Raw genomic sequence first — 22849 nt, 5'->3', positions numbered from 1 at the left:
CTTCTGATTCAGTGTCATTACCATTTCGCATTCATTTTAAGGTCGGACACACCACCGAAAAAATATTTATCCATCATCATCATGACTTGGAAAAATGCTGCCTCGTCAACCCAGTGCAACATTCGTTGGGATTGGTAATCTGGGGTGTTTTCATGGGAGATAGCGGCTTGAATTTCATAAAGGTTCGCTCCCAGGTTGCACGGCGCCTCTAAAATCACTTCAAATTGTTCGCCTGGCTTGATGTGTCTATTCCAAAACAGATTTCTGTCACTGCCTGAGGCAATGGCCGCCATGTCTTGGTTCAATGTTCCCCATGAATATATCTTTACGCCCTCTTTGTTGCGTATACGTACTGCGACGTTCAAATTTCTGATCTTGATACTGGATTGACAGGTAATTTTTATTTTTAAGTCCTGCCCGGGATAAAAGATATTACAGGCCTGATTTTCAGCACTGAGTGTATGAACGCTCAGTATCTTCACACCACCGTCGCCAAATGACATTTTCTCTGAACGTGAGGCGTTCTCATCAACGACAATATTTTCCTCGGCCTCCTTACTTTTGGAGGCCGCAATCTCATTGGCGAGAGAGGACAGGTAAGTGGTTTCTTCCTCGTGCAATAGCCGTCGGTACTCTAGTACCACATCGGAGGACAGTCCCCAGGCCCTGGAGCGACCATCTTTTAGCAGGAGCGCACGATTCGTCAGTGTTCTTACACTTTCCTGCTCATGGGAGACGAAAAGAACAGTAGTGCCGTTCGAGACAAGTCTTTCTATTCGTTGAAAGCAACGCTTTTGAAATAATGCGTCGCCAACCGCCAAGGCTTCATCGACAATCAGAATGTCAGGTTCTACTTGAACTTGAACAGCAAAGGCTAGCCGCACCAGCATGCCGCTGGAATAGGTTTTGACGGGTTGGTCTAAGTGCTCACCTATGTCGGCGAACGCAGCAATGCTATCGAATCGCGCGTCGATTTCTTGGTGACTGATTCCAAGCAATGCACCATTTAGATACACGTTCTCACGGCCTGTGAAGTCCGGATCAAAACCAGAGCCAAGCTCCAATAGCGCAGCGATTCGTCCCTGCGTGGTGACCTTTCCGGTAGAGGCTGAAAGTGTCCCTGTTATTATTTGTAATAAAGTACTTTTGCCACTTCCATTTCTGCCGATAATCCCAACGGATTCGCCTTTTTTTACCTCAAAGCTGATATCTCGGAGGGCCCAAAACTCGCTGAAGTATTGTTTTTCTGTCAGTCCGAAAAGCTTTTGAAATTTCGGATAGAGAGCTTGCTTGAGACGATCTCTTGGTTGTTCGTAAATTTGGTAACATTTACTCAGATTTTCTACCTTGATCGCAATTTCAGAGGACATCAGCGAAACCTTTTCGTGTTTTTTGAAAGCAGATAAAACCGGTCCACCCAATTAGTATGGATCCAAGAAAATAAACTGCCAAAATTGAAAAGTTCGGGGATATACCAAAAAACAAAACGTTTCGTGTTTGCTCAATAATAGGAGTAAGTGGATTAGCCATGAAAAATGGTCGATATTCTTCAGGTAGTACATCGATGGAGTAGAATATCGGTGACAAAAACATCATTAGCGTTGTGATTGTACCGATGAAATGCGCGATATCTCGTAGGTAAACGCCAAGTGATGCCAAGGTCCAAGTGATGCCCATTATGAACATGGCCAAGGGCAATAGTATAAGTGGGAATAACAATACCGTTGCGTTTGGTACTCCGAAGAGAATGGAGTATGCGATCAGCCAAACTCCCAGGCTGACAATGGCATGAAACATTGCTGACCCCAAGACAACCCATGGCAGTATCTCAAGAGGGAAGATGACTTTCTTGACATAATTGATATGTGACGTAATCAGTGTAGGAGACTTGTTCACACATTCAGCGAAGAGGTTATATATGATGAGTCCGGCGAACAATACAAGTGAAAACTCGGTTTTTGATTCGCTTCCACCACTCCAGCGCGCCTTGAATATCACGCTGAAAACAAAAGTGTAGACGACCAACATCAAGATCGGATTAAAAAAAGACCAAAGTATTCCCATGATCGAACCACGATAGCGACCTACCACCTCGCGTTGTATCAATGTGCGTACCAAGCTCCGGTTTCGCCAGAGGCTGATCAGCATTTCTGCTGGTGAGATAGAAAATTTTCGCATCAGTTCGATTTCTCCAGCGTCCTCAGGACGGCTGCTTCGGTTTGACCTTCTGGCGATCGTTAAGGCTGACTTTGCTACTGTGGCCCGGGAGTCCTGTGTTTCGGGCTACGTAGGCTAATGCAGACTTCACCACGAATGGGCCACTATCCACAGTCAGTGTTGCCGGCATCTCATTTTTTAAAGCCTGGAGCTTACATTTTTCGTATAAGTGACCAGTATTCATAGCAAGCTCATTCCAGTTCTACATGCAGGTTTATAAGCATGGGGTCAGAAAATTAATGCTCTGTACTTTGTAGTCAAAAAGCCGCTATTTTTAAACAGGCGGCTATTTTGAACTATAAGGTTTGATACTACAGAGCTAGTTTTCTTTTTAGCACTTTGAATCTGGATTTAAGTCCATGCTTTCGAATGGCCGAAATTTGAGACTTTATCCAGTTACGGTTTAATAGCTTTTTCATCAAATGCAGGCTAGTAGCTTCAATTACAGTCGCAACATGTACCGGCTGGCGCGGACGAGGGCCAAAACCTGTCGCGAGATTTAGAGCTTCAGGTGCGAAGTGGTAAATAATTTCGCTCTCGGCTGCATCATCCCAAGTCCGCTCCGGAAAGTCTTGGGTCACGTTGATTGAAATGGATGCTGGCATTTGCTGCATAATCGTGTGTTGACCAACCATCGCTGCCAATGGGCGGCCATCCAAGTGGCGCAGAGCAATTCCAATATCATGAGGTATGGCGTTTGTACGGAATATAAAACGTCCGTATCCTGTAGGTCCTGCTCGATTCACATGCCCAAAGTCAATTAGCTCATGTACGGTGTGTATGGGGGTATCGCCGTCAATGAGTAGCGCTGCTGTTGCAGCACACTGAGTTTTTTGGTCCCGCTGTAGAGCACCACACAGAACGGCTAGATGGTTTGAGAAAAGTCTTTCATTAGGTGCCACAAGCATAAAGGCATCGGAGTCTTGGCTTGATTCAAGAAGGCCATTGATGATTTCGCCCAAACGTGTCCGCGATTTGATTTCAGGATGAATTCCGGACTTGAAGAACTCTACCTGAACAAGATCAATAGGGGTTGCTGAAGTGGCCAGAGCGGCACTTATCTCGCGCTGAAAGGCGACTGCATCTTTTTTGTCTACGACCAGAGCCGAAGAGAAATTGGAGTATTCTTGTGCCTGAATACTTTTTACGTGCTCCTGGAGTGTCGAGGGGGAGTACTCGGGCATCAGAAGATTTACGCGAACTTTAACCGACAGGCTACCCTGCGGATTTTGTTTTTCTTGCAAATCGTTTTTGCGCTGGGTAAAACCAGAGTACAAGTCGCTCAGATTTTTAATAAGTGTAAAGTGATCGCTGAAAATTTTCTGAGCTTTTTCAATCTTCGCCAACGCTTGGGTCGGGTTCTTCTGGGCCCATTCAAGATGGCTGACGATATCAGAGTACATCTGTTCGGCAGTTGTACGGCTGTCTACATAGAGCAGCGAGTCGCCAAAGAATTTCTTGGCAAATGGATTTTCGTCGCAAATGATCAGTGCGCCAGCAGCAATGCTTTCAAACAAACGATTGGACATCAACTCCGACTCTTTGTGAGCCTGAGAAGAAAGCACCAATGCAATGCCTGCCTTTGATATTTGATCGATCATGGAGGTGCCATCAAAAGGAACCTCTTTGATATAACTCTCATAGCCAGCCCAGACTTTCACTCCTTGGAATATGGTTGGACCATAAATTCTCAAGAGGCCGCTTGGGTCCAGGCGTTTGAGTACCTCCTGGTGGCGCGATTTTCCACCGCTGATAGCTTCCCAGTTAATACCTGCATAGAAAAGCTTTCCATCACCCAGGGAGGGGGGGTGGATAATATCGGCAGTTGAATGATACAACTTGAACTGAACTGGCAAATGAGAGTGTGTTGAGCGAATCATTCTGCCCACGTGGTTATCTGCTGCGTCTGAACTGCAGCTGACGAAGTCATCATGGGTTGTAAGGTTTCTGGAGGTACGCTCGTATCCCCACTCATGATAAAATCTGAGTGGATTCCACAGTGCAACTATAGAAAAAGCATCGTACTGTTTTGGGGTGTCATAGTGCAGGTGAAGTACAAAGTCCACATTGTCCTTTGACGCCTTGGCCTCCGGATGTGAAAGGAAGCTACCGTCGGCGTGAACTTCTACGCACTCTATACCCAGAGTATTTGCGGCAATCTTCAGGCGTGCAATGCATTCATCTTCCGCAGTCTTAATATCGGGCCAGAGCTTTACAATAGCAAAGCGACCAATTAAATTTTCAGGAAGTACAAAAGGCTTAGTTGTCATGAACTCAGTATCTACTCAAAAAGTCAGCGTACGCGCTTTGCATTCCATCGCGCTCATTAATATTAGGACGCCATCCGAGGTCATGAATGCGAGAGCTATCGAGTAGTTTGCGCATCGTACCGTTTGGTTTGGATGTGTCGTATGAAATGTTTCCTTTGAAACCGACAATTTCAGATGCGATATTAGCTATTTCTGATATCGTTAAATCGTGTCCACAACCTACATTGTACAAGTCGTGTGCTGCACGGGCCCTCATGACAAACTCAAGAGCACTTGCGAGGTCATCTACGTGTAGCAGTTCCCGACGTGGGGTACCGTCACCCCATACTACAAAGTCCTTGCTTCCCGAAAGCTTCGCTTCATGTATCCGTCGTAAAATTCCTGCAACAACATGGCCATGCTCTGGATGATAGTTGTCGCCAGGTCCATACAGGTTTGGTGGAATTACCGAAATGAAATCGCAACCGTGTTGACGATTGTATGCTCGACACATTTCGATTCCTGCAATTTTGCTAATAGCATATGCTCGAATATTGTGATCGAACATGCCGGTCAGCAAAGCGTCTTCGGATATAGGGTTTTTGGCCTGGCTTGGATACGTGCAGTTGGAAGCGACGAAAACAAGTTTTTTGACACCGGTTTTATGCGCCGCGTCGATTACACTTGTTTGAATAAGTAGATTTTCACGAAGGAAGTCTGAGGGTAGGGTAGCGTTTGCATAGATTCCGCCCACCTTGGCGGCTATATGAAAAACCAGCTCCGGTTTGTTGGCTTCTGCCCACTCTAGAACCGCAGCTTGGTTTGTAAGGTCCAACTCTGCTCTTGAAGTCAGCAGTAGTGTTGCATCTTTTTCTTGTAAATTTCTAACCATCGCAGCACCTAGCATGCCTCGATGTCCGGTGACCCATACTTTTTTTCCGGCAAAAAAAGAAGTATCGGAAGTGGCTGGGTTAGTGTCTTCTGAGTGCATGGAATTTATCCAGAACATTAAGTTAGTCGGCTCGCCCATAATTATCTTCGAAGCGAACAATGTCGTCTTCGCCAAGATAGTTTCCACTTTGGACTTCAATCATTACACAGGGGGTTTTTCCCGGATTGGTAAGACGATGCTTGTGGCCCGCGGGTATGAAAGTTGACTCATTGGTGTTGATGAGTATTTCTCGATCTCCATTTATCACCGTTGCCTGCCCGCTTACGACAACCCAATGTTCGCTACGGTGATGGTGCATCTGCAAGCTAAGGCTCGCTCCAGGTTTAACTTCAATGCGCTTTATCTTGAACCCTTCGCCTTCCTCCAGGACTGTATAGGTGCCCCATGGTCTGTATGCAGTGCGGTGCAGTTTGTGGACGTCATGTCCTTTGTTTTTTAAGTCTGAATAAATATGCTTAACGTTCTGAGTGCAGAGTTTATCCACTACTAATAGAGCGTCGGCAGTATCGATGATGATTAGGTTGCTTGCTCCGACAACGCCCACCATACGGTTTACGCTTTGGATGGTGCAGTTCGTTGTCTCATGTAATGAAACCTCACCAGTAATTCTATTGCCATCGGCGTCAGGGCTGATAAGGTCGCCCAGGGCTGACCAAGAGCCAATGTCACTCCAGCCAATGTCACATGGAACGACAGCAACATGCTCTGATTTCTCCATGACTGCGTAGTCAATGGAGTTTTCTGGAATGGCGGAGAAATCACTGGAGCTAAGCTCTACCTGTACAAAGCCTTTGCCGCTGGCGGTGCGAGATTGTGCAATACAGTTTTTGGTCGCATTAAGAATGTCCGGGCAGTGCTCATTCATGGCCTGCAACATTGTTTTAACGCTAAAGCAGAACATGCCGGAGTTCCAGTAGAAGCTCCCCGAAGCGAGATACTGCTTTGCCTTATCCAGTGAGGGTTTTTCAACGAACTGAATGACGCGATTTTCTTCTGCTTCTATATACCCATAACCCGTTTCTGGGGCATCAGGCTGAATACCGAAGGTGACCAACTTACCGCTTTCAGCGAGCTTGCAAGCATGGCCCACCGCTTCAGCAAACGCTGATTGGTCAGAGATCAGGTGATCGGCCGCCAGCACGAGCATTAAGGCGTCGTGGCCGTGGCTGCTGGCGACTTGCAGTGTCGCGGCTGCAATGGCCGCCGCGGTATTGCGCCCCGCGGGCTCGAGAATGAATGAGGTCGCAACGCCTGCCGAATTCACTTCGCGGTATTCATCTTCTGTTTTGAAGAAAAGCTCACGGTTGGTGACGGTGAGTACTTCTGGAACACCTGTCAGATCTGCTCCGCGTAAAAAAGCTTTTTGCAGCAAGCTCTGACCGTCGGCGAGTCGAATAAATGGTTTTGGGTGCAGCTCGCGAGAAACAGGCCAAAGTCTTGATCCTGCGCCACCGCAGAGGATCGTTGGGATAAGTATGCGCTGTTGCGACATGTTAGAAACCGCCGGCGAATTGGAGGCCGTTACATCAGGTTGCAGCTTCATGTTTGAAGCTGTATCGCCGAAAGAGGCTTCAGAGGAATAAATACCGCCCGCGGCAATTGCGACCTTCTCGCGTCCATCCATCGATTTGTCTCCATGAAATAAATCCGGTGCAAAATACTAATAAAGCCTGTCTCTTGAGCTGGCTGGTGCATAAGTGTGTGGCGTGGGAGCATATCCGAACTCCCTGAGATAATGAAATTGCGTGGTCTATCTACTCCAGTGCTTTACGGCGGGAAGGATGCCCTAGGAGCATCTTCTGGCATCTCGTTCGATCGAGCGCGCATTGTGAGGAAATTCTCGTATCGGCCACTACAATTGTCTGTCTCTCCCAAGGAGGGGAGGGAACGGTCAATCGGAGATTTGTTTCAAGCTTTTCGAGTCGATTAGTTCGCAGCCTTGACGTGATGGCTTAGAGCCTTCTCTAGAGACAGCATCATGGGCACTTTGCCATCGCTCGTTTTACCTTCAACCAGTGACAGCATAGCAAGGCTGTGTTTGCCTGCTTTCTAGTCTGTCGTGTTGATTTCCGATGGCCGGCCTTGGGTGGATCTGGAGGCTTGCCACAATTTGAGCGCCGAGCAATGGCAAATTCTCCAAAAAATCCAACATTATGCAAGCCCCAATTAAGTCTCTCTAGTGACTGAGGCATTTGATGAAAATGCCGCAGTCAGGCTTCATGCACAAAGTTCTTGGTAATTCTCTAAATACTCCAGTTTTTTGATAAATGGCAGTCTTCATTGCTCGTTATAGGCTTTTATTTCTGATTTCACGAATTGGATCTGTAGCTGCCGACATGCTCGGCAATGAAATGTAGCGAAGGGCCAGTAGTCGCTCATCGCTACTTTTTCTGGCTTCATCGGTAGTACAACAATCTCTGAGTAGTTGACTTGCTTAGAGGTAATCAAGCTTTGGCGGGCTTATGTGCATCAACACAGGACTTTCACGAAAAATCTGATTTGCAAAAAAATACAGTATCTGATCGGTTCCGTTCTCTCGGATTTACTAATCCTACATAGCAAGAGCGAGATCCTGTCAGGCTTTCTGCGCTGGGTTGCGTCAGAGGTGGCGCATGACAAGCTCGTACCTATAGGTGGTGAAGGTATCAATGATCAGGCTTTTATTTCAGGCATTAAAAAGCCGGCTTGTGGCCGGCTTCTCGGGGACTGGCTTGGTTCATTTTTGGTAAACCGCACCAGCCTTCAAAACGTACACCCAGCTCTTGCGGCTGGCTGTGGGACTGGGCGAGAAAGTCATCCGCTTCGTCAGGCGCTCTGACCGCTTGAAGGGTCGATGCGCAAATGTGGGGCGCAGCATACGCATATTCGCCGGGAATTCCCAGTGCGAAGCGCGTTCCAGAGGCCTTGAAGCAGTAAAAAGTGCGAAGAATATGTTGCTGGATGCGTGGTCGGCCGAGGAAGCGGTTCACCGGCAAGCGGGCGCCAGCAGGCAATTGGTGCTGCGTGCAGGCATAAAAAAGCCCCGGATGACCGGGGCTCTTTCTTGAAGCTTGTTGCTCCAAGCGTGCAGTTGCTTCTTAGCCTTTGTAGGCAGCAACCGACTTCAGGATCTCGGCGCGGGCTGCATCGGCATTGCCCCAACCGTCGATCTTCACCCACTTGCCTTTTTCGAGGTCTTTGTAGTTCTCGAAGAAGTGCTTGATCTGTTCCAGCAGCAGGGCTGGCAGGTCGGTGTATTCCTTCACGTCGACATACAGCTGGGACAGCTTGTCGTGTGGTACCGCGATCACTTTGGCATCGCCGCCGCCGTCGTCGGTCATGTTCAGGATGCCTACTGGACGGGCACGGATCACCGAGCCTGGCGCTACTGGATAAGGGGTCACGACCAGTACGTCGAGGGGGTCGCCGTCGTCAGCCAGGGTGTTGGGGATGAAGCCGTAGTTGGCCGGGTAGAACATCGGGGTGGCCATGAAGCGGTCAACGAACAGGCAGTCGCTGTCTTTGTCGATTTCGTACTTGATCGGCGCGTGGTTGGCCGGGATTTCGATAGCGACGTAGATGTCGTTCGGCAGGTCTTTGCCTGCCGGAATCTTGCTGTAGCTCATTGGGCGTTGCCCCCGTTAGTTGACCAAATGACTTGGCCGGATTGACCAAAAAGTGGCGGCGATTATAGACACACTCCGCTACCGATGCCACGTGCCAAGGGTCGTAGAACCTTGGTTGTACTGTGTCGCGGGTGTGTTCGGGTTTGCCGAGCGACCGGCGGCCTGGTTGTCAGGTAACCGGTCTTCAGATGAACAGCTTAAATAGCGCGACAGGACATTAGTGGTGCGTTTGATAGACCGGATCTTCTGCTTGAAGTTGCTGTAACCGGGCCAGTGGATTCTGCCGATAAAACAGCTGTAGTTGTGCATAGACTTTCGGATAGGCCGCCACCAGCAAGTCCGGGGCGCTGAAGAAGTATTCGCTGGTGACGGCGAAGAATTCCGCCGGGTTTTCCGCGGCGTAGGGGTCGATGGCGGTTTCTGCGTCCGGATTGCGGTCCAACTGGTGGTTGAGGTCGTCGTAGGCGCTTTGCATCACTTGCGCCCACTCGCTGACCCGCATGTCGCTGTGCAGCGGCGGCAGGCCGTTGGCGTCGCCGTTGAGCATGTCCAGCTTGTGGGCCAGTTCGTGGATCACCAGGTTGTAGGCTTCCCAGCCACCGCTGGCCAGGACTCCGGGCCAGGCGAGGATGATCGGCCCCTGCTGCCAGGCTTCGCCACTGTGCTCGCCATCCCATTCGTGCTCGATACCGCTGGCGTCGCGATGGCGTTGCGGGCTGAGGAAGTCGTCGGGGTAAAGGATGATTTCGTGGAAGCCCTGATACCAGTTCAGGTCCCCCAGGTGCAGCAGCGGCAGCTGTGCCTGGGCCGCCAGTAGCAGGCGCTGTTCCTGATGCAGCTCGACCCCGGGCAGGGCGGTGAGGTGCTTGTCGTCGAGAAACAGCACGCTGGCCTCGCGCAGCCACTGGTCCTCGACGGCGCTGATGCCGTCGAGGAAGGGCAGGTGCTGGCGTACCCGCTGCCAGGTTTCATCGCTGACCGGGTGCCTGGCCAGCCGGCGCTTGCGGCGCCAGGCGCTGAGGGACCACATGGTGCTTAGCGGGTTTCGGCTTTTTCGGTACTGCGGCCAAAACGGCTGCGCAGTACGCCAATGATCATCGGCACCAGGGACAGGAGGATGATGGCCACCACCAGCAGCGAGAGGTTTTTCTTGATGAAGGGCACGTTGCCGAAGAAGTAGCCCAGGGTCACCAGGCCGCCGACCCAGAGGATGGTGCCGGCCACGCTGAAGGCGAAGAACCGTGGGTAAGGCATGCGCGCCACGCCGGCGACGAAGGGCGCGAAGGTGCGGATGATCGGCAGGAAGCGCGCCAGGGTCACGGTCTTGCCGCCGTGCTTTTCATAGAAGTCGTGGGTTTTCTGCAGGTAGTCGCGGCGGAAGATCTTCGAGTTGGGGTTGCTGAACAGCCGTTCCCCTGCCGTTCGTCCAATCACATAGTTGGTGCTGTCGCCAAGGATAGCCGCCAGCATCAGCAGGCCGCCCAGCAGCACCGGGTCCATGCCGCCGCCTGCGGCCACCGCGCCGGCGATGAACAGCAAGGAGTCGCCGGGCAGGAAGGGGGTTACCACCAGGCCCGTCTCACAGAAAATCACCAGGAACAGGATGGCGTAGATCCAGGGCCCGTAGTTGGTCACCAGCATGTCGAGATAAACGTCGAGATGAAGGATTAGGTCGATCGGGTTGAAATCCATTGGGGCACCTGTGATGACAGCCTGGCTCGGCAGGCCTGTGCGATGACTCGGAGAAAGGGACTACAGGGGTGTGTAGCTTTTCTTACGATCCGAAAAGGTCGGCATTATAAGGGCTGACAAGTGAAATGCGTGTTCAGATTGTAGCGGGGCGTTTCGGCTTGGCCGGTGCTTGGTAGGTTGCCGGGAGGGCGCGCGTCAGGGGCGGAAATGCCAAAGCGGCCCTGGGGCCGCTGTCTGCAGAGTCAGTCGTCGCTGAGGGGCAGGACGTAGTTCTTGAACTCGGTATCTTCGCGAAAACCCATAGACTCGTAGGTTTTGCGTGCCACTTCGTTGTTGCTGCTGGTGGACACCCGCAGGCGCACGGCGTTGGTTTCCTTGGCCATCTTCTTCGCGGTGCGCATCAGGTTGTCCGCCACCAGCTGGCGTCGGGCGTCTTCGGCAACGTAGATATCGTTGAGAATCCACACACGCTTGAGGGAGAGGGAGGAAAAGCTCGGGTACAGCTGGCAGAAGCCCAGCAATTTGTTGCTGTCGTCGTCGGCCAGGGCCAGGTAGATCACCGATTCCTTGCGCCGCAGGCGTTTTTCCAGGAAGGCCCTGGACGAATCCGGGTAGGGCAGTGCGCCATAGAATTCGCGGTATTTGACGAATAAGGGGGTCAACAGATCCAGGTGCTCGAGGGTTGCTTGAGTAATCCGCATGGTGGCTCTCAACTTCAAGTGGATGTGACGGCACAGGTTGGATGACTCGGGCAGCCGTGTTGCGATGCTGCCCAAAGCGGCGAAAAAGCGCAATCGTCTTGCAAAATCACGCTTGGGGCGGGCCCAGGAGGAAGTTGCCCTTCATATCTGCCGGCTCGTCGCTGTCCAGGGTCTGCACTTGCGCCTCGTCTTTGAGGTTCACCCCCGACAGTTGGCGGCGGCAGGCTTCACGCATCAGGTAGAGCAGGCGGTGAGCGGCCATGCCGTAGCTCAGGCCCTCCAGGCGCACATTGGAGATGCAGTTGCGATAGGCGTCGGTGAGGCCGATTTTCGGCTGGTAGGTGAAATACAGCCCCAGGCTGTCGGGGGAACTGAGCCCCGGGCGTTCGCCGATCAGGATCACCGTCATCTTCGCCCCCAGCAGTTGCCCGACCTCGTCGGCCACCGCCACCCGACCCTGTTCCACCAGCACCACGGGCGACAGCGACCAGCCTTCGGCGGCGGTCTGTTCCTCCATGCGTGCCAGAAATGGCAGGGTATGGCGATGCACCGCCAGGGCCGACAGGCCGTCGGCTACCACCACTGCCAGATCGAACCCGCCGGGATGGGCGCTGGCGTAGTCGCGCAGGGCCTGGGCCGAGTCGTCACTGAGCCGGCGTCCCAGGTCGGGGCGTTGCAGGTAGCTGTGGCGGTCGGTGGCGGCGCTGTGCAGCAGCAGGCTGTCACGGCCGCGCTCGGCCAATTGGGCACTCAGGCCGGCGTGGTCGAAGGGCAGGTGCACGGCGTCCCGGGCCTGGGCGTGGGCGTATTGGAAGTCCAGTTGAGCATCGGTGGGCAGGCTGGTGCCGGTACGGCCCAGGGCAATGCGTGCCGGAGTCAGGCGGCGCAGTTCCAGCCAGGGGTTCTGCGAATCGGTGGGGTGTTTTTGCATGAGCCTGTTCCTTATCCCAACTGGGCCAGCGCCTGGCGGAAAGCCGGCGGCAGGTTGTTGCCGAAATGCACCTTGCCGTCGGCCTGGGTGAAGATGCCGGTCCTGGCCAGCCATTGCTCGAATTCGGGAGCGGGTTTCAGGCCAAGGGTCTGCCGGGCATAGAGCGCGTCGTGGAAGGACGTGGTCTGGTAGTTGAGCATGATGTCGTCGGACCCGGGGATGCCCATGATGAAGTTGATTCCTGCCACGCCCAGCAGGGTCAGCAGGTTGTCCATGTCGTCCTGATCGGCTTCGGCGTGGTTGGTGTAGCAGATGTCGCAACCCATGGGCACGCCCAGCAGCTTGCCGCAGAAGTGGTCTTCCAGGCCGGCGCGGATGATCTGCTTGCCGTTGTACAGGTACTCGGGGCCGATGAAGCCGACCACGGTATTGACCAGGAACGGCTTGAAGTGCCGGGCCACGGCGTAGGCGCGGGTTTCGCAGGTCTGCTGGTCGATGCCGAAGTGGGCGTTGGCCGACAGGGCGCTGCCCTGGCCGGTCTCGAAATACATCAGGTTCTGCCCCAGGGTACCGCGGTTCAGGCTCAGGCCCGCCTCGTAGCCTTCCTGGAGCACGTTGAGGTTGATGCCGAAGCTGGCATTGGCCGCTTCGGTGCCGGCAATCGACTGGAACACCAGATCCAGGGGCACGCCACGATTGATCGCCTCGATGGAGGTGGTGACGTGGGTCAGCACGCAGGCCTGGGTGGGGATCTCGTAGCGCTGGATGATGGCATCGAGCATTTCCAGCATGGCGCAGATCGAGGCGATGCTGTCGGTGGCCGGGTTGATGCCGATCATCGCGTCGCCGTTGCCGTACAGCAGGCCGTCGAGAATGCTTGCGGCGATGCCCGCCGGCTCGTCGGTGGGGTGGTTGGGCTGCAGGCGGGTGGACAGGCGTCCACGCAGCCCCAGGGTGCCGCGAAACTTGGTCACCACGCGGATCTTCTGCGCCACCAGGATCAGGTCCTGCACGCGCATGATCTTCGACACCGCGGCGGCCATTTCCGGGGTCAGGCCCGGCGCCAGGGCCCGCAGGCTCTGTTCGTCGGCGGCGTCACTGAGCAGCCAGTCGCGAAAGCCGCCCACGGTCAGGTGGCTGACCGTGGCGAAGGCCTCGCGGTCATGGGTGTCGATGATCAGCCGGGTGACTTCGTCGGACTCATAGGGAATCAGCACCTCTTCGAGAAAGTGCTTGAGGGGGATATCCGCCAGGGTCATCTGGGCGGCAACCCGCTCGCCGTCGTTGAGGGCGGCAACCCCGGCCAGAAAGTCGCCGGAACGGGCCGGGCTGGCCTTGGCCATGACGTCCTTGAGGCTGTCGAAGCGATAGGTCTGAGAACCTACGCTGTGGGAAAATTGGGCCATCTCAGTCTCCGTTTCAACGATGTAGGGGCGTTGCCGAGTGCTGGCGGATCATCAGGATGCCACCTTCTTCAGCAGGTTTTCCAGACGGTTGCCGGCAGCCCGGTGATGGAGGATGGCAAAGGCCTTTTCCGCCACCAGGCTGCCGCCTTCCAGCGGCGGCAGGCCACCGCTGTAGATGTTCGAGATCACTGTGTATTCATAGCGAATGTCGGCATTGCCGCTGAACTGGGCGGCGGCGCGGCGGGCCTGCTCGTCCGGCAGGCGGTAGCCCAGGTAGGCGGACATGCTGCGCGAGGCCAGGGCGTCGCCGCCGGGCCGCTCGCCGATCAGTACGATGATCAGTTGGGGTTGCAGGGCCTCGCCCACCGACTCCGCCAGCTTGACCCGGCCATAAGGCGCGAGGATCGGCTGGCCGATGCGCAGCTCGCGACTCAGCAGGCCATCCATCAGCACCGGCAGCAGCTCGGGAATGTTGTGGTGGATGGCCTCGGCGCTGAGGCCGTCGGAAATCACGATCTGCACGTCGTTGTATTCCGGTTTAAGGCGCCGCAGCACTTCCTCGGTCAGCCGCGCGCCCAGCTCCGGGTCTTGCAGGTGAGCCAGCTTGTCCGGGGCAGCGGTACGCAGCTCGCGCAGGGCAATGGCGCCGATTTCGCTGGGGCGCAAGTCGACGTAGATTGCCTCGCGGGCCACTGCCAGGTTGGCGCGCACCGTACGCGACACGCTGTTGGCCGGGCGCGGCCCGGCGTTGTCGAAGCCGTAGGTGGCCGGGGTGGATTCCAGCAGGCGCTGGAAGTCGATGTCCGACTGGCAGAAAATCCTCGGGTTGCCCCAGTTCGGCCCGCGTTCCACGTTGCCGTGGGCGTCTTCCTGGAAAATCCCCTTGCCCAGGGCCCAGCGCAGGTATTCCGGGGCCGGTGCCAGGTCGTGCACCTCGCGCAGGGTCTGGTTGTCGTGGGCGCTGGTGTCGAAGTAGGCGAGCATGCGGTCGGTGCTCAGGTACACGTCCATGAAGAAGTTGGCCCCGGCCGCGGTCAGCAACTCGGTGGCCATCTGCTGGCCTTCCAGGGTTACTTGCGAGTGCAGGGTGTAGCAGGGGGCCATGCCCATGGGCAGGCCCAGCAACTTGCCCATGAACTGGTCCTGCAGGCAGGAGTAGGTCATCTCGAAGTTGTCGAGGTGGGTTTCCGGGCCGATGAAGCCGGTGACGTTGTTCACCATGTACGGCCGGTAGCGCCGGGCAAGCCCGTAGCACAGGGCTTCGCAGGTGGTCATGTCGATGCCTTCGTGCTTGCCGTAGGTCAGCTCGCTGCCCTGGCCAGTCTCGAAGTACATGAAGTTTTCCGCCACGTCCCGCAGCGGGCCGCGCTCGGCCATGGTCTGCCAGGCCTGGTCCAGCAGTTGCACGGTAACGTCGAACTCGTCGGTCAGGGTACGTTCGGTGCCCGCCAGGCTCTGGAACATGATCTCTACTGGAGCGCCCTGGTCGAGGCAGGCCAGTTGGGTCTTGATATGGGACAGCACGCAGATTTGGGTGGGTGCTCCGGTTTCCCGGCGCAGCTTGTCCAGGTGGTGGAGCGTGGCGCTGATGTTGTCCACGGTGTCGATGGCCGGGTTGAGGCCGATCAACGCGTCCCCCGAGCCCATGCTCAGGCCGGTGTAGACCAGCAGGGTAATGCCGCTGAGGTTGTCGGTGGGATGGTTGGGCTGCAAGCGCGACGACAGGGTGCCGGGCAGGCCCACCAGGGTTCGGGCCTTGGCGGCCGCGCCACTCTTGAGCTTTTTCGACAGCAGGATCAGTTCATGCACATCCAGCAGCTTGGCCAGGGCGGCCACCATTACCCCGGTCAGGGCGCGGCCGATGCGGCGTATTTCGGTGCCGTGGCTGCGCAGCAGGCGATCTTTCAGGGCGCCCAGGGTAAGAGGGGCGATTTCCCCGAACACTTCGTGGTCGATGTTGTAGTTGACCTGCATGACACTGTCGATATGGCCGTGGCGGTCGGTCAGCGGGTGCTGGAAATAGTGATCCAGGGTCAGTTCCGAGAGCACCTTGCGCGCTGCTTCGCGAGTGATTTCATCCACGGCGGCCAGCCCCGCCACACGGTCCCCGGCCTTGCTGATGTCAGCGGCGCCGAGCACTGCCTTGAGGCTGTCGAAGGCGATCTGGCGATCCAGCACCCGGGTGCTGTAGCCACGTTCGGCCGGGACGACGGGAAGGCGGATGTGCTGCAGTTCGGTGAGTGACATGGCAAGACTCTCCTTGGCCGGCATCGGCATCAGTGCACACCGTAAAAGGCGACGGGCACTATGTGCTGATGGGGTGTTCCCAGATTGATGAAGTGCGCCGAGCGTTCACGTACTTCGTCGATGACGATCAGGTTGCAAGAACTGCGCCCCCAATCCGTGGCGTAGTTGCCCAGGACCTTGCCGACGTTGCTCTCCAACAGCAGCACCAGCGGCCATTGGGGAGCCGGGCGAGCAGTGCCCAGGGCCCGGCACAGCAGGGCGCCGAGGTGGCGTATTTCTTCCAGGCCCGGCGCCTGGCCGCCATCGAGCAGTTGCAGGCAGGCACCGTCGCGGCTGCTCAGGGCCAGTTCCAGGGCCGCCTCCAGTTGCTGCCGGGAGGCGCGCACCGATAGACGGGCAACGATGGGCAGGTCCTTGAGCGGCAGTGCCTCGGGCCGGGGCAGGAACAAGGTGCTGCCGGAGATTTCGGTGTTGTGCAGGGTCAGCCCGTAGACCGTGGCCCGGCCACGGTTTTCCGGGACCAGGCGGCGGGCGTCACGCACCAGCCGCGGCTGGCGGGCAATGGCCAGGGCCAGGTCGATGCCCAGGTCGCCGTAGTGGGTGGTGCCGGGCAGGGTTTCACCCTGCAAGTGCTGATACAGCAACTCGCCAACGCCACCGGAAAAGGTCAGCGCCACATCAGGTTCGTGAGCCGGCAGGTTCAGCGGCAGTTGCTCCGTCAACCGGCCCAGCGGGCTGGCAAAGAACGCTCGGTCCCCCGACACGAGCGCCAGCAGGGCGTCGATGTACCAATCCAGCACGGCCTGCAGTTGTGAGCTGTCGAGGAGTTGCCCGGATGTTTTGCCAATCGCCAGGTGATCGAGCAGGGCCCGGCCGAACTCCGACATTCCGCTGAGCCGATAGCTGCCCGGCTCGAATTGCAGGTGCCGGGCACCGATGAAATGGCAACCGCTGGCCAGCACATTGCCCTCCAGGCCCCAGGCGGCATTGGTGGTGCCACCGCCGATATCCAGGTTGAGCATGGGCTGCTGCGCGTGAAAGCGGCTCAGGGCCGAGCAACTGCCCATGAACGCCAGCCAGGACTCCAGGCCGCCATCGTCGGCACGGGTGATCAGTGCGTTACCGATCAGTTGCCCCACCAGTTGCGCCAGGGCCTGGGCGTTGTGCCGCCGGGCCGCCAGCCCGGTGATGATCACCCCGCCGGAAAACAACTGCTGCGGGCGCACGTCCGCCTGTTCAAGCCAGGTTTCGATCAGGCCGCGGATCGCGGCTTCATCGATGACCTCGTCCTTGAAGGGCGTGAACACCGGGTCGCCGCGAAACAGCACCCGGGGTTCGTTGAGGGCCATGCGCCCGGTGATGCAGTGGCTGCTGAGGCTGGCCTGGGCAATCAGCACGCTGCTGGTGGTGGACCCGAAGTCCAGCCCCAGCAGCAAGACCTGGGCGCCGCCGGTGAAGGCTTGCATGCAGGCGTTCCTCGCCGCGCCGGAGTCAGGCCGTGGCCTTCTGGCCTGCCGGTTCCGGGGTTTCCAGGGCCGTACCGCCCAGGTACTCGCCTTCGCCGATGATTCCGGCAGCCCGGTCCTGGGCTTCCAGTTGCAGGGCCTTGGGCACCGATAGCCAATAGGCCAGTCCCACCGCGACGAAGCCGGCGCTGATCTTGCCGATCAATACCGGGAGGATGATGGTCGGCTGGAAGTTGGCGGTGAAGGACAGGTGGTCCCCCAGCAGGAAGGCGGCGCAGACACCGAAGGCGATGTTCACCACCTTGTCCTTGGGCGGCATGAAGCGCACCAGGCGGAACATGGCCAGGATGTTGGCGATGGTGGCCAGCATGCCGGCACTGCCTACTGCGCTGAGGCCGATCTTGCCGCCGAGGTTTTCCAGGGGCTTGCCCAGGTACTTGCGCAGCAGGTAGACCATGGGGAAGGCGCCGGCCAGCATGATGCCGATGTAGCCGGCGGTTTCCAGGGCGCGGGTCTGGTCCTCGGCATCGGCGATGATCGGGTGGAAGCCCCAGCCGCCGAACACCGCGGAGAAGGCCCCGGTGAAGTACTCGACGATGGAGAACACCAGTACCAGCTTGATCGCCGCGTCCATGGCCCGGCCGAAGATGATGAAACCCTTGATCATCATGTCCGGCAGAAAGCGCAGGCCCAGGGCCAGGGCCACGACGAAGATCAGGATCGGCAGCAGGTTGGCGAAGATGCTGCCCAGGCCCAGGGCCAGTTGGTAGCTGGCTTCGCCGCTGGTGCTGACCAGTTCGCGTACCTGCGGGTTGCTGAAGGCCAGGATCAGGCTGGCGATCATTACGCCCACGGGAATGGTGAGGATCCCGGACATGATCCCCAGGGCCATGTACTTGTGGTCGCGCTTGTCGAGCATCGCCAGGCCCATGGGGATCGAGAAGACGATGGTGGCGCCACCCATGAAGCCGGTGATCAGCGCCATTACCAGCGCTTCCTTGCTGGCGGCCAGGGCCGAGGCCAGCTGATAGCCGCCCATGTCCGAGGCGATGATCATGGTCGCCGCCAGGGCCGGATCGGCTCCCAGGGAATTGAAGAACGGTCCGAAGACGGTTTCGATGACCACGGTGAGATAGGGGATGGAGGCCATGATGCCCGCGGCCGGCACGAAGATGTAGCCGGTGGCGTGAATGCCTTCCATGAATTCCTTGCCCAGGCCTCGCTCGCTGTCATAAATGGCGGCGAAGGCGCCAAGTACGGCGCAGAGCATGATGAGGTAGAGCACGTAGTTGCCGATCTGATCCATTGCGTTTGTCCCTTGTTATTGTTTTTCAAGCAGGGTCTGTGCACGACTGGTTTGGCGCAGAACTTCCGACAGCAGTGTCCCGTCCGGCAAGCCGTCGGCACCGGATCAGAGCAGGTGAACCTGTGCGGCAGGGCCGCGAAAAGGCCTCCCGGCGGCCTGGGCCGCCGGGAGGATCGATCAGAAGAAGCCCAGCGGGTTGATGTCGTAGCTCACCAGCAGGTTCTTGGTCTGCTGGTAGTGGTCGAGCATCATCTTGTGGGTTTCACGGCCGACGCCGGATTTCTTGTAGCCACCGAACGCGGCGTGGGCCGGGTACAGGTGGTAGCAGTTGGTCCAGACGCGGCCGGCCTTGATCCCGCGGCCCATGCGGTAGGCGCGGTTGATGTCGCGGGTCCAGACCCCGGCACCCAGGCCGAACTCGGTGTCGTTGGCGATCGCCAGGGCTTCGGCTTCGTCCTTGAAGGTGGTGACGCTGACCACCGGGCCGAAGATTTCCTCCTGGAACACGCGCATCTTGTTGGTGCCCTTGAGCAGGGTCGGCTGGATGTAGTAGCCGCTGGACAGGTCGCCCTCGAGTTTTTCCACCTTGCCGCCGGTGAGCAGCTGCGCACCTTCGTTCTTGGCGATGTCGAGGTAGGAGAGGATCTTGTCGAACTGCTGCTCGGAAGCCTGGGCGCCGACCATGGTGTCGGTGTCCAGTGGGTCGCCACGCTTGATCTGCTCGATCTTCTTCATCACCACTTGCATGAATTCGTCGTAGATCGATTCCTGCACCAGGGCGCGGGATGGGCAGGTGCAGACTTCACCCTGGTTGAAGAATGCCAGCACCAGGCCTTCGGCGGCCTTTTCGATGAACTTGGGCTCGGCCTGCATGATGTCTTCGAAGAAGATGTTCGGCGACTTGCCGCCCAGCTCCACGGTGGACGGAATGATGTTCTCGGCGGCGCACTTCATGATGTGCGAGCCCACCGGAGTCGAGCCGGTGAAGGCGATCTTGGCGATGCGCTTGCTGGTGGCCAGGGCCTCGCCGGCTTCGCGGCCAAAACCTTGCACCACGTTGAGTACGCCGGGTGGCAGCAGGTCGCCGATCACTTCCATGAGCACGGTGATGCCCAGCGGGGTCTGCTCGGCGGGCTTGAGTACCACGCAGTTGCCCGCTGCCAGGGCCGGGGCGAGTTTCCAGGCGGCCATCAGGATCGGGAAGTTCCACGGGATGATCTGCCCGACCACGCCCAGGGGTTCATGGATGTGATAGGCCACGGTGTTGCCGTCGATTTCCGCAGCGCTGCCTTCCTGGGCCCGCAGGCAACCGGCGAAGTAGCGGAAGTGGTCGGCGGCCAGGGGAATGTCGGCGTTCAGGGTTTCGCGCACGGCCTTGCCGTTGTCCCAGGTTTCGGTGATGGCCAGCAGTTCGAGGTTCTGTTCGATGCGGTCGGCAATCTTCAGCAGGATCAGCGAGCGCGCCTGCACCGAGGTCGCGCCCCAGGCGTCAGCGGCGGCATGGGCGGCGTCCAGGGCCTTGTCGATGTCTTCGGCAGTGGAGCGGGGGAATTCGGCAATCGGCTGGCCGTTGACCGGCGAGGTGTTGGTGAAGTACTGGCCTTTGACAGGCGCGACGAACTCGCCGCCGATGTAGTTACCGTATTTGCTCTTGAACGAAACGATAGCGCCTTCAGTACCGGGGTGTGCGTAACGCATGGTGGGTATCTCCTGGCTTTTATGCTTATGGGGGAGGACGCGCCGTAGCGCATATCAAGCGTAGAGCAAAGGTCGGGCCAGCGTGCTACAGGCCATATGCATCAAGGGTTTGCGGATGTTTCGAGGGGACCGCTACGGGGCGCTGTGACGGATCCGGTACAGGCTTGAGTGACAGTTTGTAACCTAAGTGGCACAACCTGTGACTCGGGAGTCAAGCCGGCATTGCAATGCAGCAGCGCCTGGAGGATGCTGGTTCGCGTGTCGAATCTTGTCGGACAAGTCTGATGAGCATTCCTCCTTCGTAGTCGATTGCAGCCCGGCAGTGGCGACAGTATTTCGTCTGAGCGTGACAGCGCAGCAGGAGAATAATAAGAAATGCACACTAGCAATTACTTGAGCCGGCATGCCCAGCAGGTGCTCACCGTGGCCCAGGGCAAGGCTCATTTGCAGGGCCCTGGCAGCGATCCTTCCATTGCCCGCTCCTGGCTGCGCTGCCTTGAGGACTATCATCTCGACCCGGCCCAGGTCATGGCCCCTACGGTGCTTGAACATGGCCGCCTGTTGGAAAGCCGCGAGCGCCTGCAAGATGTCTTGCAGATTGCCGGCACCGAGATGGCCAACCTGCACCAACAACTGTCCGGCGCCGGGCATGCGGTGCTGCTGACCGATGCCCGGGGCGTGATCCTCAACTGCATTACCGCCCCCAGCGAACGCAAGATCTTCGAGCATGCCGGACTGTGGCTGGGCGCCGATTGGAGCGAGGCCCGGGAGGGCACCAACGGCATCGGCACCTGCCTGGTGGAGCGCCAGCCGCTGACCATTCACCAGGGCGAGCATTTCCGCGGCCGGCACACCGGCCTGACCTGCTCTGCGAGCCCGGTGTTCGACCCCCATGGCGAGTTGCTGGCGGTGCTGGATGTGTCGTCGGCGCGCCAGGACGTGTCCCGGCAGAGCCAGTTCCACACCATGGCCCTGGTCAATCTGTCGGCGAAGATGATCGAGAGCTGCTATTTCCTGCGTTATTTCGAGAACCAGTGGCTGCTGCGCTTTCATCTGCAGGCGGAGTCGGTGGGGCTGTTCAGCGAGGGCCTGCTGGCGTTCGATGGCGATGGCCGGATCTGTGCGGTGAACCAGAGCGCCCTGAACCTGCTGGGGCATATTCGCGGCGGGTTGCTGGGCAAGCCGGTGGAAAGCTTTTTCGACTGCTCCCTGGATGAACTGCTCGGCCGCGCCAGTATCAATGCCAGCGCCAGTTGGCCATTGCGCACCCGGGACGGGCGACGCCTGTTCGCCTTGTTGCGCGGCCAGCCACAGCCGGCCGCACAACCAGCGGTGCTGCGGGCACCGCAGGCCATTGCGCCGGCGCGGCCCTCGGGGATCTGCCTGGGGGATGACGGCCTGCAGAACGATTTTCGCCGCGCCTCGCGAGTGTTCGAGCGCGATGTGCCGTTGCTGATCAATGGCGAGACCGGCTCCGGCAAGGAGGCCTTCGCCAAGGCGGTGCACCAGGGCAGCGCGCGGGCGGGCAAGGCCTTTGTCGCGCTCAACTGCGCGGCTATCCCGGAAAGCCTGATCGAGAGCGAGCTGTTCGGTTATCGCGGCGGCAGCTTTACCGGGGCGCGCAAGGAGGGCATGCGCGGCAAGTTGCAGCAGGCTGATGGCGGTACCTTGTTCCTCGATGAAATCGGCGATATGCCCCTGGCCCTGCAGACCCGTTTGCTGCGGGTACTGGAGGATCGGCTGGTGGTGCCGATCGGCGGCGAGCCGCAACCGGTCAACGTGCGCATCATCAGCGCGACCCACCGTGACCTGCTGGAGCGGGTGCGCGACGGTAGCTTCCGTGAGGACCTGTATTACCGGCTCAATGGCCTGGAGATCGCCTTGCCGGCCTTGCGCGATCGCAGCGACAAATCCCAGTTGCTGGATTTCCTCCTGGCCGAAGAGGCGGGCGGCCAGCCGGTGATGCTGGAGGACGCGGTGCGCCAGAGCCTGCTGAGTTATTCCTGGCCGGGTAACGTGCGGCAATTGCGCAACGTGCTGCGTACCCTGGCGGCCTTGTGTGAAAACGGCCGCATTGGCCTGGATGATCTGCCGCCGCTGATCCGCCACAGCCGCCCGGCGCCGCTGGGCGAAGCGGAAGCAGAGGTGCCGGAGCGGCCACTGGAGGATGCCGAGCGGGTGGCGTTGCTGGCGGCCCTGGAGCAGCAGCGCTGGCACATGACCCATACCGCCGAGCAGTTGGGCGTGAGCCGCAACACCCTCTATAGAAAGCTGCGCAAGCACGGCATCGCGCGCTAGTCCGAGCTGCTGGCCGCTGCTGGCCCGTCGGGCTTGCGCCAGCGCAGGCCAGCAGCAACCTCCCGGTCAGCTAATGGGTGC

At 57.7% G+C, this 22849-nt stretch carries 17 protein-coding genes; 1 reads left to right on the top strand and 16 read right to left on the bottom strand.

Going from position 1 to position 22849, the window contains the following annotated elements:
* Positions 1 to 17 precede the first annotated feature (17 nt).
* The 16 genes from AC1RGE_RS29520 to exaC all read right to left on the bottom strand — a co-directional run bounded on the left by AC1RGE_RS29520 (position 18) and on the right by exaC (position 20470).
* Positions 18 to 1370 (bottom strand): ABC transporter ATP-binding protein, encoded by a 1353-nt coding sequence (locus AC1RGE_RS29520; protein WP_492585509.1) that lies wholly within the window; start codon positions 1368 to 1370, stop codon positions 18 to 20.
* Positions 1360 to 2178: an ABC transporter permease gene (locus AC1RGE_RS29515; protein ID WP_072444912.1), complete on the bottom strand. Its 819-nt coding sequence runs from the start codon at positions 2176 to 2178 to the stop codon at positions 1360 to 1362. Before AC1RGE_RS29515 ends, AC1RGE_RS29520 begins: the two co-directional genes overlap by 11 nt.
* A 350-nt stretch (positions 2179 to 2528) precedes the next feature.
* Positions 2529 to 4487, bottom strand: a complete 1959-nt coding sequence (locus tag AC1RGE_RS29510; protein WP_492585507.1) for a glycosyltransferase family protein — start codon at positions 4485 to 4487, stop codon at positions 2529 to 2531.
* A 4-nt stretch (positions 4488 to 4491) separates the two neighbouring features.
* On the bottom strand, positions 4492 to 5457 hold the full coding sequence (locus AC1RGE_RS29505; protein WP_072445014.1) for a GDP-L-fucose synthase family protein: 966 nt from the start codon (positions 5455 to 5457) through the stop codon (positions 4492 to 4494).
* Between the two features lie 22 nt (positions 5458 to 5479).
* On the bottom strand, positions 5480 to 6910 hold the full coding sequence (locus AC1RGE_RS29500) for a mannose-1-phosphate guanylyltransferase/mannose-6-phosphate isomerase (protein WP_072445016.1): 1431 nt from the start codon (positions 6908 to 6910) through the stop codon (positions 5480 to 5482).
* 1180 nt (positions 6911 to 8090) lie between these two features.
* Positions 8091 to 8480 (bottom strand): hypothetical protein, encoded by a 390-nt coding sequence (locus AC1RGE_RS29495; RefSeq protein WP_401027309.1) that lies wholly within the window; start codon positions 8478 to 8480, stop codon positions 8091 to 8093.
* Positions 8481 to 8495: 15 nt separating this feature from the next.
* Positions 8496 to 9023, bottom strand: a complete 528-nt coding sequence (gene ppa / locus AC1RGE_RS29490) for an inorganic diphosphatase (RefSeq protein WP_011063696.1) — start codon at positions 9021 to 9023, stop codon at positions 8496 to 8498.
* Between the two features lie 217 nt (positions 9024 to 9240).
* On the bottom strand, positions 9241 to 10053 hold the full coding sequence (locus tag AC1RGE_RS29485; RefSeq protein ID WP_011063695.1) for a M90 family metallopeptidase: 813 nt from the start codon (positions 10051 to 10053) through the stop codon (positions 9241 to 9243).
* Positions 10054 to 10058: 5 nt separating this feature from the next.
* Positions 10059 to 10715, bottom strand: coding sequence for a DedA family protein (locus AC1RGE_RS29480; protein WP_011063694.1), 657 nt, complete (start codon positions 10713 to 10715; stop codon positions 10059 to 10061).
* Positions 10716 to 10957: 242 nt separating this feature from the next.
* Complete coding sequence (locus AC1RGE_RS29475) at positions 10958 to 11416, bottom strand: GNAT family N-acetyltransferase (protein WP_011063693.1); 459 nt, start codon at positions 11414 to 11416, stop codon at positions 10958 to 10960.
* A gap of 106 nt (positions 11417 to 11522) precedes the next feature.
* On the bottom strand, positions 11523 to 12347 hold the full coding sequence (eutC, locus tag AC1RGE_RS29470) for an ethanolamine ammonia-lyase subunit EutC (RefSeq protein ID WP_041120010.1): 825 nt from the start codon (positions 12345 to 12347) through the stop codon (positions 11523 to 11525).
* 11 nt (positions 12348 to 12358) lie between these two features.
* Complete coding sequence (locus AC1RGE_RS29465; protein WP_011063691.1) at positions 12359 to 13753, bottom strand: ethanolamine ammonia-lyase subunit EutB; 1395 nt, start codon at positions 13751 to 13753, stop codon at positions 12359 to 12361.
* Positions 13754 to 13804: 51 nt separating this feature from the next.
* The gene (locus AC1RGE_RS29460; RefSeq protein WP_492585505.1) at positions 13805 to 16000 is read right to left on the bottom strand and encodes an ethanolamine ammonia-lyase; all 2196 of its coding nucleotides are present in this window, start codon (positions 15998 to 16000) and stop codon (positions 13805 to 13807) included.
* A gap of 29 nt (positions 16001 to 16029) precedes the next feature.
* Complete coding sequence (locus AC1RGE_RS29455) at positions 16030 to 17466, bottom strand: ethanolamine ammonia-lyase reactivating factor EutA (RefSeq protein ID WP_492585503.1); 1437 nt, start codon at positions 17464 to 17466, stop codon at positions 16030 to 16032.
* Between the two features lie 25 nt (positions 17467 to 17491).
* Positions 17492 to 18772: an ethanolamine utilization protein EutH gene (gene eutH / locus AC1RGE_RS29450; RefSeq protein ID WP_011063688.1), complete on the bottom strand. Its 1281-nt coding sequence runs from the start codon at positions 18770 to 18772 to the stop codon at positions 17492 to 17494.
* A gap of 177 nt (positions 18773 to 18949) precedes the next feature.
* Positions 18950 to 20470 (bottom strand): acetaldehyde dehydrogenase ExaC, encoded by a 1521-nt coding sequence (gene exaC, locus AC1RGE_RS29445; RefSeq protein WP_011063687.1) that lies wholly within the window; start codon positions 20468 to 20470, stop codon positions 18950 to 18952.
* Positions 20471 to 20845: 375 nt separating this feature from the next.
* Here exaC and AC1RGE_RS29440 point away from each other — a divergent pair, with 375 nt between their 5' ends.
* A complete protein-coding gene (locus tag AC1RGE_RS29440) occupies positions 20846 to 22768 on the top strand; it encodes a sigma-54-dependent Fis family transcriptional regulator (RefSeq protein ID WP_011063686.1) in 1923 nt (640 codons plus the stop codon).
* Positions 22769 to 22849 lie beyond the last annotated feature (81 nt).

The sequence above is a fragment of the Pseudomonas sp. GW823-FHT02C05 genome (assembly GCF_058797595.1).
Note: the sequence above shows the minus strand (reverse complement) of the source record. Positions and strands in the feature narration are given on the sequence as shown.